Genomic DNA, 16,340 nt, shown 5'->3' on the forward strand with positions numbered 1-16,340 from the left:
TTTTGACGGAAATGACAATATCGTGGGTTTTCCCGACAATGACTTCCCTTCAGGTTTGTGGGAAATTAAATCGACACTAATAGAATCTGGTCGAATCTAAAGTATGAAAAACAAACTGCTGAAACCTCTCCTTTACTTGATGACCATCGCGCTCCCCTTTTTCGTTGTCGGGCAGGCTTATGCCCAGAACGTGGCCTGGGATTACACAGATATCGCTTACGGCACGGATGATCCCGCCAGACAGTTTTTGAATATTTACCTTGCGGATACGGTTGATCCTGCCCCGGTGTATTTCTTCTCCCACCCCAATGGCAAAACTGCCTACGACGTTTCGCAGGGTTTTGCCGATACCCTGTACGAGGAGGGCTACACCCTAATTAGCTGGGAGTCGGTTCCGAACCTGGGTCAACCGGAGGAAGTTCTGACGGCCTGGTCGGACGCGCAGTTGGCCTTCGATTGGGTCCGGGCGAACGCCGACACCTACAATATCGACCCCGATCGCATTGTGATTGCCGGCAGGTCTCGCGGCTCCGTCGCCAGCTGGCCCCTGGCCCACAGCGGCGATGCAGCCATCCAGGGTATTTATGTATACAACGCGCTGCCCAACCCGGTCTGGGCACAGCCCGAGGAATGGTCACCCGTGGATAATGTGAACACTGACAGCCCGCCCATCTACATGGCGTATGGGCCCACGCCGGGTGACGGTGACAGCCACGCACCCGAGAATGCCTACCCGATTCGCGACGCCTATATCAGTTTCGGTATCGGTGACACCTTTACCACTTATGACAGCATGCAAGCCGATGGTTTCTCGAATGCCAACTATTACTTCCCCGAGTTTTTGGCATCGATTGCAACTCCCGGACTGCCGGCGGATATGGTCGACAACTTTGACGGAGGCAATACTACCTATTCCTGGAGCGAGAATGGCACCTGGTACATCAGCGGCGGCACCTACAACCAGGATGACAACACCGGGAACACGTCAGCTTATGCCGGTAATTCAGCCTGGACCAACTACACTTTCAAGGCGGATATGGTAACAATCAACAGTGCCAATCCATCGACTGGCTGGATGGCCAGCTCCCTCGCGTTCCGGGTGACAGATACCGATAACCTGTATTTTGTACGGTTGCACAATAATGGCGATTTGCGGTTGTTTTCTATCGTTGATGGCACGAACTCGCTGATAACATCAGTCCCGACAGCCTATGCCCCCACTACATGGCATACCTACACGATTGTTGTGTCCGGTAACTCCATAAAGATCTCTATCAATGAGGAGATGCTTATCGATGTTACTGACACCGATCATGGGGCAGGGTATATCGGTGTCCGTGCTAACCAGAATAGCGTTTCTGTCGATAATGTTGCGGTCACCCAGCCGTCGGGGTGTTGACGTCTTTGATCTGGTTTCCAGATCGAACTTCCGAACCGAGGCTGAACAGTTGAGTTCCTGACCTATTCACCGAACTACTAAAATCAGGGTAGCGTGATCATGTCTGGTGCATAGTCAGCCGCTCGGTAAGCCTCGCAAAACGCAGCCTCGTTTCCGGCATACCCGGGGTCATGCTCGACTAATGCCGGGCGGATCATATCCCAGGGCCCGGGCCCTTCGCCCGCAGAGTTTCTTGCTACGAGAACAAGATCCAGTCCGCGATGCCCCTCAATTACCTGTCCGCCCAAACCTAGCGCAGAGAATACACCTACATCGTAGGTTTGGACGCACGCCTGTGGATCGTCGTAGTTACAATCGATGGATTCACTGAGAGTATGAGGAAATTCTCGCCAGATTGACGGAGGTGAGCAATGCCGCAGTGATACCCCCACGTTGGGGTCAATGTCGGGCAAGGCGCTGGGCGTTGACGTCATCCAGGTCAGATAGCCATAGGACAGGTTGGTATCTTCGAAGGCCGGGTGCGTCATTCTGTACACCCACTCCTCGTCGATCAATCGCTGTTGGTTCCAGACACCGCCATGCACCAGAAGTACGCCAAGACGTGCCATGTCGCGCAGATTCGAATCCCAGGAGAAGCCAAAATTGTCTCCCTGCCAGACACTGGCACTCATCCCTAGCTTGTCGAAGAGCTCCCGTTGGGCGAATTCTCCGGTGGTGGTGGCGCCATTGAAGCGCACTGAGTCCTGTGCAATGACAGCTTCGACGACATCGCTCAATCGATTAATTTCGCGCGCTCCCACCAAATCGTACTCCCAGTCGCGTTCTCCAAAAGCAAGGCTCTCATTGAAGCCAATCATAGCCAGTACATGTCCGACCTGAGCATCCTGATTGAAGGAGATATCGTCCACCCAGGAATCCATGCGGTCGGAATCCTGCAAAGGCATTGGCAGATCCGCACTCATAAAGGCCGCTCGCCCTACGATAGTGGCCCCAAGTGTCTTGGTAGCAGACCAATTGGGGGCGTTTTCGAACTGTCCCGGCATGTCCGGTGGGTAGAACTCGTGGCAGAGTTTTCCATAGCGGACAATCGCGTAAGAGTAAGGTGCGCTCTCATCGACAGTCGCGAGAATATCTGGATCAAGGCCGCACTCGGCTATCAGCGCATCCGGTGCAACCGGTTCCCATGGGGCGGTTCCCGGATCATTGAATACGGCCAACGTTGTGTCGATGGCGGCTTGGTCACTGCCGTCGGAACAGGCGGGTAGCACGATAATACCCAGCAAAATCATGAGGGCCAGTGAACCCTTGCGTAGTTTGGTCTTGGAATTATTCATTGCGCCCTAATTTTGATTTTCGCGTATCGCGAATAGATGGCTCGAAGTATGTCCGTTTTAAGGGCTCTGACTCTGAGCTATCGAAGAAAGCTAAGCATTTTCCCGGACGGAACTTCCGATCCAGTACCGAACCGCTGTCGCCATCAATTCAAGCCTGAAGCCGCAAATCCACGCGCATCTTGCTGAGGACTTTTGCGGCTTATACTAAGGGCATTAGTTGGCTTCGGTCAAATACATCTCGGCGAAGGCCCTTCCCACCATGCGTATTCCCTCTGGCGATTGATGGCTTCCATCTTCACCGAGTGGAATATTTCGCTCGATCACAGGATAAATAGCGGGTCGTTCAAACTGTACCATCCATTGCTGATGGATGACGTGCAAATACTTAACTTGCCAATACCCTAATTTCTCCTACTTGACCCCTTATCACCCTCACTCTTATCGTCTGCCGATAAACTAAATCCGCCGCTAAAACCCGTTTGGCTAAAGTTGTTTTTGGCCTCAGCGGTTTCAACATTGCCATTCATATCAACGCCACCTTGCTCGCCATGCAACTCAGCCTCTTGATCGACGATATTAGTAGCATTAATGGTAATACCTTGAGCAGAATCGATATTAGTAGTGGTTGAGGTCACCTCAGCGGCACTCGCAAAGCCACCCTTGGCATTGAGCTTTCCTTTACTGAGATTAATGTTAGCGGAGACATCAACAGAACTTTGACTGCGATCCGATTCAGCGGCATTCAAAGCGATATCACCTCCGCTGGTCAATCCAGTCGCTCCCGCTGACTGCAATTGAGTGCCTTCTGAGGTCATATCACCCCCAGCGGATAACTGGGTGCCTCCTTGCCGGCTGTTAATCGCCACAACCTGCACTGTGTCGCTGGCGCTGTTACTGTTGTCGTAACCGCCACCCAGTTTAAGTGACGAACTACCACTGCCCGCCTCTATGTTTAAATTGGCCTTGGCTTTATCACTATTGGTCGAAGCGGTGTCTCGGGCCGCGGTAAAATCCAGTTTACCGCCACTGTCGATGGCCACCTGCTCACCTGCTAAGTTAGTACCTTCAAATGAAGCATCATCATCGGTTTGAATATTCAGGTTGCCGCCCGCATTGATGCCACCAGTACGAGCGGTGGTGCTATGATTGTTACTGCCTTCATAACCATAATCGACATCCACTTTTACACCGGTTTCGCCTTTAATTTTAATTTTAATATCAAGATTGGCTTCGTGCTCGGTTGAATGACTCACTTGGGAATCCTCTGCCGCTTGATAATCCAGCGAGCCGGCTTTAATGGTGGTGTCGCCACCGGATTCAAAATTAGTACCCACTAGGGTGGTGGCCGCTTTTGAGCTGGAATTAATGTCGCCACCGGCCCGAAAGCCGCTGGTGACAGCTGTTTTTTCTTCGCTAGACGCCTCGCTATTAGCATGTTGATAATTAATTTTAATGCCCAGCGATGCGCCGGCTTTAGCATCAGCTTCAGCGGAGCCCGCTTGCGCATTCGCCTCGCCACTGGCTTTAGCATAAGCACCAGCGTAAGCGCCAACTTTGGCGTCATTGCTCATACTTCTGGAATCAATCGTCACGCTATCATGCACGGCTTGATCAGTAATCACGCGAGCACTTTGGGTAATATCACCACCGGCATTCACTTGCGTGGCTTGATCGATAATCTCATTATCGGCACGGCGACTGAAATCACCACCGGCGTTAAACTGGTTGCCCTGGTGAGTGACGGTATTCTCGTTAGAAGCACTTTCCTCATGCTTATAACGGACACCGATACTGGCCTCAGCGTCGGCGTTGGCCTTACCCTTGGCAGTTGCATTCATGTCACCGGTACCGGCCTGGGCATTGCCGCTGGCACTGGCGCCAGCCTTACCCTCGATGTAAATACCCGCGGTGTGGCTTGTACTGGTAGTCCCGCGATAACTTTCATCTTTTGCGGCCAGATTGCGAATATCGGTAGCATTAATGTCAATATTCTCAGCCGCGGTTACGTTGGCGCCTTCAAAGGTCGCTGTGTCATTGGCATCCAAATTGACACTGCCGCCGGTACTGGTGATGGAGCCACCACGGTGTTGGGTGGACTCTTCAGATTCCCAATCGGTGCTGTGTTTAGCGCCGAGGGTGATCACTGAGCCGGTATTGGCGGAAGCCTCACCACTTGCACCAGTTTGGGCCGATACGCCGATGGCCGAGGCCTCAGCATCTGCTTGGGACTTTGCACCGGCGCCACTTTCCTCCACTATGCCCACCATGGTGCGCTCAGTGTCGGTGGTGCTCCAGCGGGTATTTTCTCCACTGAGCACCTCAATGTTATTGGCCTCGATTACTACATCACCAGCAATCGCCACATCTGAGCCCTTCAGCGTAAAGGTATCGTCAGCCTTAGTCCGTAGCGAACCGCCAATATTCAATTGCGATGCCACACTGGCACTGCTGCCGGAAGTAGTCGTGGTGTTGATGGTTTCTGACAGCATTAACTCATGATTAGATTCCGCCTTCGCAACCGCCCCAGCATCGGCACCGGCGCTGTTCAAGCCCATACCGCCAGCACTGCTGCTACTGCCAGCTTCACTGTCTTGTGCGCCCGTGCGTGTATTGCCCTCGCTTTGGCTACTGGCCGTAGCATCGGCACTGGCTGTGGCACTGTGGCCGCCCGCGGCGGTGTTAGCATTGGCATTAGCCTCAGCAGATTCGCTGCCACCAACTTTGAAGAAGGTTTGCGTTTCGCGCACCACGGTAGTTCGAGTTTCATCCAGGCCATCGAGAATTTGAATATTCTCAGCGTCAAAATTGCCATCGCCGGCAATGTTTATGTTTGAGCCCTGCAACACAAAATCATTATCACTGCTGGTCACTGCACTGCCGCCTACATCTAAGTTGCTGGCTTGGTTTTTGCCTTCAAAATCATCGGTATCAATGGTTTCAGTGCCAATAGCACCGCCACCCACACCGTGGCCGGTTGTCATTTCGTGGCTTACAACCGTGATTTTATCTTGTGTCGACAGCACCTTAAAATCGCCATCGGTAGTGACATCAAGATCACCGTCTATACTTATAGCGCTACCAATAAGCGCAGTGTCTTGGCCACTGTCTGTGGTCAGCGAACCGCCCACTTGTAAACGTGAGCCAATGTTGGTTTCGGTGGTAGTGGTGGTGGTTTTTTCATTGCGCCACTTCCAGTCCCCCGAATATTCATGTTCAGTATCGGTTTGTTTGTCAACAATCGTTTCAAAAGTGATGTCGTTACCGGCTGTAAGGCTGGCATCACCGCCGGCGCTAACCTCAGCACCCACTACTTGAATATTTTTCTCCGCATTCATCGCCATCGTGCCTGTGGAGGCAATGGATGCAGAATTACCGGTCACCGAACGATAAAACTCATCACTGCCGCTACCGGAGATTTGAGTTTGATTGATAATGCTGCCGCCGGTGGAAGTCAACGAAACATCGCCACCACTGATGGTGCCACTGGTATTGGTAATATTGGCTACTGTTGTAATACTGAGGTCATCCGTTGCTGTAATCACACCCCCAGTATTTTCCATCGCTTTTAGGCTGAGATCGATGTTAGTTCCGGCTATCACGGCCCCGGTTTCAATTGCGTCTCTGGTGGCTTGTGCAAGGTATACTTTTGGCGCTAATACTGTCTGGCCCATCACTTCAACTTCCAGCATCCACACGATATCCTGTTGCAGTGCCGTTAGCTGTGCCGCAGTTGGGGCCTCGCCCCATGTCATGCCAAGCCGAATGGCCTCATCGGCACCTTGCACTGTCAAGCTACGTAATAAATTTACCTGACTTGAATAACCCGCCAGCAAATTATTACCGGTTTTGGCAATCAACTGTTGCCGAATTAGATACGCCTCATAATTTGCATCACCTAAACGTTTTATTAACACTTCAGAGTCATAACCAATGCGGTCAGCCAAATAGTTTGAAACACCAAAGGTAGTTTCAACACTGTTATTGATATTAGCGCCACCTTGCTCAGTATCCAGCTCGGTATCCAGCACAGCCTCTTGGTCGACGGTGTTACCTTCATCCATGAGAAACAGCGCATTGGTTTCAATTAAATAATCAGAGGTAGGGTTCTGACTGGCCACAAAATAGCCGTTAGGGTTAGATGGCAAGGCAATATTTAAATCGGCGTACGAGAGTCGCCCCGACAATGACATAGATGGCGCTACCGCTAGCGGCGCACCAGCATCACTGTTGGAGGTTGAGTTCACCGTGTTACCGACATTGGCGTTTTCTGCAGAGCCAGCCAATACACTGCCAGGCTCTACAGGGCCCGATTCTGAATAAAGAAAACCATTATTGGTCAAGGCTGTGCCAGTTATTGTCAGGTTACCGCCGTTGGCAAAAATACCGGCGCCCATACCGCCGATTTTATCGACACTGTCTAGCACCGTGCCAGACGAACCGCGGTGGTAAGGCAGAAACTGTTGGTGAGGGGGAGCCCCCTGTGGCACAGGAGTACCAAACAGAGGGTTAGGGATTTGAGGTGGCGGCGCGTAGTCACCCAGTGGTGAGGTGACTCCCACATAGGCAGTGGCATCATCGTAATACCTAAGCCCGCCTGCCGCAATATAACGTACTTCATGTCGGTAGGTTTCTGCGTAATTCTCACGGCTCAAGGCCAGCTCATCGTTAACAAAGGTAGCGCCGCCGACACCGGTTAACACCACGTTGTTTCCTGAAATTAAACCGCCGTAATTGCGGCCATAAGCAAAATCCCTAATCTGAACGGTACCACCACCAACAATTTGCGGCTTAGGAGCAACCACACTGTAGTGCTGACTGCGTGACCAGGTATCCTGATAATTCCCCCATGAAAATTGATCGTAGCAGACACCATCAAACGGATTATTACAAGTATAACCTTGCTCTCGGGAACTAGTTAAGGTTTTCACCACTGGAGTATTGGGGCCCCATACTCGGGTATCGCCGCCAGTGGTTTCGTTTCTGAATTCGCCCGCACTGATACTAATATTTTGCAGTGCATTCAAGTAATTATTATTTATAAAGCGTGCTGCAGAGATCGTGATGTTATTACCAGAGTCCATGGTGCCGGTAGCATCATTGTGTAACGTACCAGTGCTGGATAAGTTCATCATTGTGCCACTAAACAGCGCACCACTATTGATAAAATCACCGCCGGTTGCAGTGGCTGTCAGGTTAGCCATAGCCGATATGCCAGCCGTTGAGGTGTTACCAATAGTCCGTGCCGTTAAAACCAGGTCACCACCCGAATGAACCACACCGCGGTTGGTAAACCCATCGTTACCGGCAACCGTAACCGTACTGGTACCGCTGAGGTTAATCATTTTTGCGTTAGAGCCACCAGAGGTTAATGTATCTACTTCAATAGTGGCGCCGTCAGCACTCAGCAGTTGTGAGGCATCCTCCAGTGTTAAGGCGCTGGCAACGATGTCGATGGCATTGCCGCGCAAACTGCCTGAGGCACGGTTATCTATAGTGGTAGCCTTGGTGCCACCGAACCCTTGTAGGTTAAGGGTGCCCGCCGCATGCATTAGGCCGGAATTATCAATTGTGTAGGCGGTATTGTTGATCCCGCGCACCAAAATATCGTTTGTGAGTGCGGATAGCGTCAAGATTTCGCCGGTATCGCCATTACTTAACGATGAACCCACGTTTACATTTAAGTTACTGACAGCCTGAATCGTCCCTGCGTTATCGATCGTATCCGCAGAAATCCTCACCGGGCCGGTATCAAAAATCAATGCTGCGCCGTCATTACTAGTTAAGGTACTGGCAATATTCAGGTCGGCACCACCCGCACCTTGCACTGTGCCAGAATTATTTAAGCTGTCGACATCCAGATCCAGCTGGTCAGCCGCGACTATGCTATCGCTTTGATTATCCAATGTGGCATGGGTAGACCCCCCCTGGCCAGACAGCGAAAAACTGGCGCCCGCTTGTAACACACCACCAGTGTGGTTGATTACCGCCAAGGTGCGACCCGCTGCACTACCGCGCACCGATAAAACCTCGCCTGCCAACACCGTGCCCGAATTATCGAGGCTTTTTTGAATGATCAAATCAAGGCTTTGCGCAGACTGCAGTGTGCCGCTGTTGGTCAGTACTAGCGTATTAATCGTGCTAGATTGGCCGTCGAGATTTAAGGTCGTTAACTCGCCGCTGTTATTCAGAGTGGTGGCGTTAATCGTTGTTATTGTCGCTCCTTGAATGATCGATGTATTGGTGCCCGTCTTGGCATCAATAGTGAGCGCCCCATCAGAAAATATGGTGCCACTGTTAAACACATCTGTTCTCCCAGCAGCATTGTTACCACTGATTGAGACGCTGGTTTGCCCATACAATGTGCCGCTGTTGGTAATTCCGTTATCTGCCATCAGTCCCACACTGCCTTCATAGGCCGAGATAGTTCCGGTGTTTCTCACGCCAGTGTCAGCACTAACCGTTACCGCGCCCGAATCACTGTAGATATGGCTAGCGGCTGAAGTGAATGCGATATTGTTAGCGGCAATAGCAACATTATTTTCTGCCCCATAGGCAACATCACCGATAGTTATCGTACCGGTTATATTTAGAGCCACATTATCGTCTGAAAAACGCTTGTTGTTATCAGTTTTTGCAGACGTAGAAACCGCGCCTGTAGACCCAGTGTCAGACAAACCACCGGCGTTATAAGTAAGCTGGTTATTGGCTTTCAGCACGCCCCCCACAAGCGTGATACCGCGGGTGTTGGCATCGAGTGTTAAATTTTTACCTGCGGTTAAGGTGCTGTCTGTCAATGCAATCGCAGTAGCCTCGTTAGTCGTTGAAGTGAGGGCGATATTCGTCTGTGCCGATATTTGGTTGCTGAGTTCAATTTTTCCATTCGCAGTAATGCTAAAATCAGCCGCGGTCGCAGCAACATCACCGGCCATCCGCACTCCGACCCCGGCTTCAGTGGCGATCAAATGAATTTTACCGGCATACATGCCACCCACTAGGGTGGAATCAATGGCAGTTTGACCATTACTGGTTGAGTCGGCCGCCAGCGCTGCCGCACTGCGTGAACCATAGTCATAGTTAGTTCGCCCAGCCACAACGAGCAAATCATTGGCATTAATTTGACCATCAACGCTGACACTGCGCGCCACTACGTTGAACATTTCTTGGGCGCTTAAATTGGCACCGCTGCCATTAATCAGTACATCACCACCTTCAACAGTAAAACCCTGTAGAGCACCGCTATTAATATTTGGCGTGCCGGTGGTTAAAGTGACATGGTCGGTATTAATGAAACCACAGCCACCACACGTAATGCCCCAGGGGTTAGCCACCACCACATCGGCTTTGCTGCCGGCTACTTCGGTAAAGCCTTGCAAGGCTGAACGATTGGCGGCAACCACTTCATTAAGAATCACTTGGGCTGCTGCGTTTAGATTAGAATTGGGCATCACACTACCGGCCAACTGTGATGTGACTGAGTTAGAAGTTCCCGCGGGGGCATTGTTATTCAGCACCAAACCTGAAGGGTCAACGTCATACCGGGTGAGTTTATTGTGCGACAAGCCTCTACTGTTAGCCTGTTCAATGTTCAACACTTCAACCCCGTTATCCGCGCGATAGGCCTCAGCACGTCCAGAGGCAACTTCCACATCAGCCATACTGTGGCCAGCGGCAAGCATGAAGCCACTCGAAAGCAGGCTAGCCAGTGCATAACCCTGCGATTGGTTGGCGGCTTTTCTACCGCGCCGGGCCGTTTCTGCAGCGACTGTGTAACAACCCTTGCTGAGGTTCCAAACCAATTGATAAGCTCTATTCATATTTTGTACGTCATTCTTAATTGGTACTCATGTTATTTTTCCGGTTAAAACGTGTAACCGACTCGAAACGACACTAATATGCCTTCACCGTTGAAACTGCCGGGTTTTGAAATAGCCCGGGCGGCAAACACATCGGCATTGAAGCCCCGTGAGGCCAGCGTGACCCCGGCTGCTGCACCGCTTATGTCACCCTTCGGAGCGACGCTATTCCGGCCTTTCACTCGTCCGTAATCCAAACCCACGTAAGGCTTGATAAGCAGCGGCCAGTCATTGCTCACCGACAAGGTCATCGGCATTGATAAATCGTTGCGCAGATAGTAGCCATTATCGCCAGACAGCGAATTTTCAGAAAAGCCTCGCACGGTATATAAGCCACCGATGAGCAACATCTCCGAACCATATAACACGTCATTGGCGTATTGCCCCATGAGTTGACTGGAAACCGCAATCACCCGAGTACCGAAGGCAAAACTCCTCGAATAGCTCGCTCCAAACCGCCATTTGGAAAACTGAGCGTGGGGCGCAAACCCGGGCAACCCGGAAGGGTCATCCAGGGCACCCAATGCATCTAAACCCTTGCTGTAACCGAGGTTGACGCTGGCGGCACCCCCGGCAACCAAAAACCGGTAAGTACTGTCAATATCCAATACAGTTAGACGCCGGCTACTGACCTCTATCAACTGCTTTTCTAAATAACTTTTGCTTTGTCTACCGGTAAGTGTGGCGGCCAAATCCCAGCGTGAATCGCGGTCACGAAACGCCGTATGATCAAACCGCAATGATGCATTGTTACTTTCTCCCGACGATTGCTGGCGCAGGCCGCTGGGTAGTTTCAGAGGGCTGTAATACTTTGAGTCAGCAGCATTAAAAGAAAGCCGGCTATAGCCAAACGGCACAGAATAAGACAATGACAATAGTCGAGAACCAATATCATTACGGTCATAGGGGGTGGTTTGCCGGGCGGTAAAGCTTAAAAAATCATTCCAGAGAAACGGGCTATCAGCACTGACGGTGAGGCCGGCTTGCTCTTCGCCGGTGGATTTTACCCCAGAATTATCGTAACTCAGGCTGGCACGCCAGGCGCGGCTGGCTTGATTATGAAAAGTCACTACACTGCCGCCCACCGCTTCACCAGGGGCAACGGTCATGGTGGCATTATTCGATTGTAACCGGTTCATATTTTCCAGGGCTTGTTCAATATCCCGCAAATTTAACGGGGCGCCGGCTTTACCGGGGAATACGTTGTAAAGCGCGACGGAGCCCGGCCGGACTTCATCAACTTGAACCCCCTCTAAATAACCTTCCAACACCAGTAATTGCAACACACCACTACTGAGGTCTTGTGCGGCCAAGTAAACCCGCGTGGTGAGGTAACCCGCCAACAAATACTTCGCCGTCACTTCGGTCATCACATTTTGAATGTCATTCACCCCCAAGCAACGGCCCTCGTAAGGGTTGATAATCTTCAAAATTGCTGCTTCGCTGAATAGTGTGACGCCTTCCACGGTAATGCTTTCCACCTGCTGGCAGGCCTCGCCCTCAACCAACGGTATGGTTTCCGGAATAGCCAGCTCCATGCGTGGGGCCGGTTTGGCACTTTTTAGATCACTCTCAAATTGCTGCTGCTGACGTTGCTGTTGCTCTTGCTGAATACGGCGCAATTGCTCAGCCGCAGAAGTCGCATCATTCGCATAAACTCCGATCGACAATGACAGCAGCAATGCAAATAGACCGAGACTAACTTTCAATATACAGCCCGCCATTATTGTTCTCTCTACTTCAAAAAATAGTTATTTACTGTTAAATCAGGCGGCTTGCTCTGCAAGTAACGCCAAAATTTTTGGCCGAAATAATGCAAAAAAATTTAATCATTCTTGACGGTGCAGCAACATAGCCAACCGGCTCAATCAGTTGACAATTTGGCCCAAAATAGCCCTATAAACTGAGTGGTGAATGCGGCCTGATTGGCGGAGTGAAGCATCATTATTTCGGACAATCGCTGCGGGCAAAGCCGGCCCAGAATTTAAATGCTCTAGAAAAAGCATTGGAACTGGAGAAGCCCAACACGACTGAAATTTCACAAATAGACAATGCATGAGCCAGAGGTATGTTTTTCGGCTAGGCCTGCCCTGTCTTCCTGAGACGGTTCCAGGCGATTAACACCTTGCTCTTTCAACCGGCGTTTGAGGGTAATCAGACTCATATACCGCTCAGCGGCATTCTGGCTCGCATGCTGCAAACCACCACTGATGTACTACTGCAAACAGCGTTCTATGTGAAAGGCGAGGGTCTTCGTCATCGGGGCCGATCTGGCTGACGCTGACTTGAATTTGGCCTTATTCAGCGATACCAACTGCCCTGAGCGCCGCAACGATGACAGCAATCCCCTCTGTGGTTTCCGGCGAGCAGGCGGCATGCTGAGGCGCGGGTCGTGACAGCACAGGCCCGTTGCGCTAAAATTTGACGATGCATGAAGTATCGAAGAAATCTGGGACTGCCGCCGCCCCCGATCGTACACCCACTATCTCACGCTTGGCTTACCGCCCGCTGTTCCACGCGTTGAAGCTCGTCGGCACCAACCCGCAGGCGTTTACCGACGCCACCGGCATCAGCCATGACCTCACCTCCAACTTTGACGAGCTGGTGTCCGCCGTAGACTACTATGCTGCCTGGCATGCAGCTATTGAACTGACGGGCCAACCGCTGCTGGGGTTGATTTGTGGTGCTAACATGCACCCGGGCAACATGGGCGCACTGGGCTATTGTATGATGAACAGCCCATTGACCGGCGACGCGCTGCGCCTGCTGTTTCGCTACCGCCACATGGACAACCGCAGCATCGACGCCTCCCTCGACGAGGACGGGGACGACGTGGTAGTGAGCCTGAAAAGCCCGCTGATGGACCCCGCCACAGTAGCACCGTTCATGGAGATGATGGCGAGCGGCTACGGGCGCATGTTCAACCAGCTGACCGATTTTCAGGTATTGCATAAATACCAGTACCGCGCCGTGCATTTTGCCCACACACCTCGCGCCGAGGTCGCCGTCTACGAAAAGCTGCTGCGCTGCCCGGTGCACTTTGAGCAGGACGCCTGCCGTGTAATACTGGACAGCGGCACCCTGTATGAGAAAGTGCATCAGGCCGACCCAAGCGTGTTCGACACACTCATTCACACTATTAGCGAGGCGACCCAGTTTCGCCCGGGGCAGACCACTGTTGCCCCGGGAACCGATCTGATTGGTGCCGTCCATGGCTATTTGCACCAGCACATCAGTGCCGGACTGCCTGAGTCACGCGCAGTGGCGGCGGCGCTGGCCATGAGCCTTAGCACTTTCAAACGCCGCCTGCAGGCGCACGGTTTGACCTACCGCGAGCTGTGCCGGCAATTTCGCATACGGCAGGCGCAGCGCTTGATAAACGCCAACGCACTGTCCGTCTCGGAGGTGGCCTTTATGCTGGGTTTTTCCAGCGCGTCGGCCTTTTCCCGCGCCTTCAAGCAGTGGACGGGGCAGGCGCCCACTGATTACCTCAGTGGTGAGCTAAAGACAGGTTAAGTAGAGGTGATGGACCAAGTATAAGCGCGGGATAAACGCTACCCTTGCTACTAATCTATTACAAACAGCGGACTGCAGACAACCACCTATTGCGGTCCAGGCTATGTCGATACCGCAGTAACATCAACGATAGTCGCGCGCGGCGGGCACCGCGCACAGTGATTGAGTTGATCAGTTGCCCACCAGTTGGGGCGAAGGAACTTCCCAGCTGCCATCAAAGTACTCGGCCTGTGGCGAGTAAATGCGGAACGTCGCGTTCCAGCCCTCGTAGATCTCGAGGTAGTTCTCCTGATCGGGTGAGCCACCAAAGCGCACAATCGTCTCTCCCTCGTCGTTCTCAGTAGCAAAAGTGCTGTTCAGACTAAAGTGCTCGCCCTGGGGGTAGCCGTCTTTGTCGTACACCGTAATCGACCAGAACGCGTTATTGGCCATGGGCACATCCTTCACCGTAAGGGTTTGGGGGTCGCTCGGTTCGTTATCGATAAACAGGTAGATCGCGCCTTCCTTATTGAATACGCGCTTGAGTCGCTGGGCCCAGGTCATGGCCGCATGACGCTGGATCGGTGAGACGACGTCACTATCGGCAGGGCGCATTGCACCTTTGCCTCGTTTTGCCAGCGTGACCAGTCCGCGCCAGCGGTGATTAGGGGCAAGAACGCCGTGGTAGCGAGTGAGATTGACCCTGGTCTTGGGAACCAGTGCCGCCAATCGTACAATGAAATCCACCGGCTCGAATGCCATTTGCGTGGTGCCATCCCGGTAGGGCGTCTTCAGGGTATAGAGCACCTTGCCGGTGGAGCTCAGTGAAAGGCGGGGAACTGCAACCGCTGGCCTGGCTATGTACCTGCACAGCCGCTCAGCTTGTCCTTTTGGTGTCCTTCGCAGCACTCGCACGTGAAATGGATACTTGGTTGAGCCGATTGAGAGGAGCAGGGTTTTTTGGGCGCTTATACTGCTGCTTCAAATTTATTCAACCTTGGAAGGCAGTCGGTCAGATCAGAGCGCTACCTATGGAAGTCTCAGAGTGGGTGCGTTCAAAAAGTGGGCTAGGGCGGGGGACTGATTAGAGGGCGCTGATTGCAGTAGCCTGCTGAAGCTAATTTCTCAGCACCGTTCTGCAAGGTAAATGAATGGGTCAGCACTTTGGTAACAGGCTAAAGCACGAACAGCGGTCTATTCCAGAAAAAAGCTGAACCCCATGCGCCGGAAGTACATCTGGCGCTGCTCATCCTCCAGAGAATTCCATTGACGAATGGGATCGCGGGTTACATCTGCCTTTGCACCAGGTGGCGCCGTCTCTCCTGCATATTCGTAGTGACAGGCGTATTGACTGCGAAAGGCAAGCGTTTGCAATCGGGTATAGGCGATCTTGAGATTACTACCGGTCAGAGCGGTGTAAAAAAGCCTGTCACAGATGGGGGACAGCATCGATGGCATCATGGCCCATAGTGGACAAAGGTTAAATGCATCTCGGGTCAGGAACAGGCAGCTGGTGTCGATGTGGCGAATACCGTCGAACGGCTCGCTAACCGGGAGTAAGCTACCGTCCGCACGGTGTAAGGAACGTTCACTGGCGCATACCGGAGCCGCTTGCTCGTGGTGTGCCTTCACCAAACTGGCAATATGGTTGGGTTGATACCAGTTGTCGGCATCGAGGTAGGCAATGGCATCAAAGCCCTGATTAATAGCGAAGAGTGAGCCGATGGTTCGAGGTGTATTGCCGTTGTCATTGTGGCTCAGGGGCAGCGTGCTGTGATGGCATTGCCAGCCATTGATAGCGGCTATTGGGTGGCCATCAGCCACCATGATGTGTTCGCAGGGGTGCCCCTGTGTTAGCACACTGTTATGGCACTGCCAGAGAGTCGATTCATCTTCCTGATAGTATGGGGTGACTACGGCAACTCTCACAGTATCTCTAGTGCACTTAGTTCGGTATTGAAGAGTAACGACTCTTATGATCGATGTCACCCAAGTATAAGACGGATAAAAGGCCTATGTGGGAAATTTTTCTCCCAGTATCCCGTTGCTTTTCGTGCATTGAATCAGGCGATCGGCATCGAACGTGCTGAAAGCGATCTCGCATTGGTTCACTTGCAAATCTTTTGTGGTCGTTTCCAGGTTGTAGCTCACAGAAGTCCATGCCGACCCAGTGTTCAGTGGCGTCCGGGCTGATTGGGGCGGTTGCCTGATACGGGTAGCGAGATTGCTCAGGTCTCTGGTAGTTAACTTGTCAGAACC

8 protein-coding genes and 1 pseudogene are annotated in these 16,340 nt (G+C 52.2%); 2 read left to right on the forward strand and 7 right to left on the reverse strand.

Annotated features, from left to right (window positions below; all coding sequences use genetic code 11):
• The first annotated feature begins 103 nt into the window (after positions 1-103).
• Positions 104-1,399, forward strand: a complete 1,296-nt coding sequence (locus EYC82_RS16265; RefSeq protein WP_279250596.1) for a 3-keto-alpha-glucoside-1,2-lyase-like domain-containing protein — start codon at positions 104-106, stop codon at positions 1,397-1,399.
• Positions 1,400-1,482: 83 nt separating this feature from the next.
• Here EYC82_RS16265 and EYC82_RS16270 read toward each other — a convergent pair whose 3' ends face one another.
• The 4 genes from EYC82_RS16270 to EYC82_RS16285 form a co-directional block, all read right to left on the reverse strand.
• A complete protein-coding gene (locus EYC82_RS16270; protein ID WP_279250597.1) occupies positions 1,483-2,733 on the reverse strand; it encodes a serine hydrolase domain-containing protein in 1,251 nt (416 codons plus the stop codon).
• 213 nt (positions 2,734-2,946) lie between these two features.
• Positions 2,947-3,114: a hypothetical protein gene (locus EYC82_RS16275; RefSeq protein ID WP_279250598.1), complete on the reverse strand. Its 168-nt coding sequence runs from the start codon at positions 3,112-3,114 to the stop codon at positions 2,947-2,949.
• A gap of 20 nt (positions 3,115-3,134) precedes the next feature.
• Positions 3,135-10,547: a two-partner secretion domain-containing protein gene (locus EYC82_RS16280; RefSeq protein WP_341475066.1), complete on the reverse strand. Its 7,413-nt coding sequence runs from the start codon at positions 10,545-10,547 to the stop codon at positions 3,135-3,137.
• A 44-nt stretch (positions 10,548-10,591) separates the two neighbouring features.
• The gene (locus EYC82_RS16285; RefSeq protein ID WP_279250600.1) at positions 10,592-12,310 is read right to left on the reverse strand and encodes a ShlB/FhaC/HecB family hemolysin secretion/activation protein; all 1,719 of its coding nucleotides are present in this window, start codon (positions 12,308-12,310) and stop codon (positions 10,592-10,594) included.
• Positions 12,311-13,013: 703 nt separating this feature from the next.
• On the opposite strand from EYC82_RS16285, the gene EYC82_RS16290 reads away from it, so the two are divergent.
• The gene (locus tag EYC82_RS16290) at positions 13,014-14,102 is read left to right on the forward strand and encodes an AraC family transcriptional regulator (RefSeq protein WP_279250601.1); all 1,089 of its coding nucleotides are present in this window, start codon (positions 13,014-13,016) and stop codon (positions 14,100-14,102) included.
• Positions 14,103-14,273: 171 nt separating this feature from the next.
• Here EYC82_RS16290 and EYC82_RS16295 read toward each other — a convergent pair whose 3' ends face one another.
• From EYC82_RS16295 to EYC82_RS16305, 3 genes and pseudogenes are all read right to left on the reverse strand, one after another.
• Entirely contained in the window at positions 14,274-14,549 is a 276-nt protein-coding gene (locus EYC82_RS16295; protein ID WP_279250711.1) for a DUF1214 domain-containing protein, read from the reverse strand.
• Positions 14,550-14,609: 60 nt separating this feature from the next.
• Positions 14,610-15,053: pseudogene (locus EYC82_RS16300) on the reverse strand (transposase); the annotation flags it as partial.
• Positions 15,054-15,275: 222 nt separating this feature from the next.
• Positions 15,276-16,010, reverse strand: coding sequence for a glycosyltransferase (locus EYC82_RS16305; RefSeq protein ID WP_279250602.1), 735 nt, complete (start codon positions 16,008-16,010; stop codon positions 15,276-15,278).
• Positions 16,011-16,340 lie beyond the last annotated feature (330 nt).

It is taken from the genome of Candidatus Marimicrobium litorale (assembly GCF_026262645.1).
Lineage (GTDB): Bacteria > Pseudomonadota > Gammaproteobacteria > Pseudomonadales > Halieaceae > Marimicrobium > Marimicrobium litorale.

Excerpts from the sequence above, each read along its gene's own strand:
- EYC82_RS16285 (WP_279250600.1), bottom strand. The coding sequence starts at position 12,310 with ATGGCGGGCTGTATATTGAAAGTTAGTCTCGGTCTATTTGCATTGCTG.
- EYC82_RS16265 (WP_279250596.1), top strand. The coding sequence starts at position 104 with ATGAAAAACAAACTGCTGAAACCTCTCCTTTACTTGATGACCATCGCG.
- EYC82_RS16270 (WP_279250597.1), bottom strand. The coding sequence starts at position 2,733 with ATGAATAATTCCAAGACCAAACTACGCAAGGGTTCACTGGCCCTCATG.
- EYC82_RS16290 (WP_279250601.1), top strand. The coding sequence starts at position 13,014 with ATGCATGAAGTATCGAAGAAATCTGGGACTGCCGCCGCCCCCGATCGT.
- EYC82_RS16280 (WP_341475066.1), bottom strand. The coding sequence starts at position 10,547 with ATGAATAGAGCTTATCAATTGGTTTGGAACCTCAGCAAGGGTTGTTAC.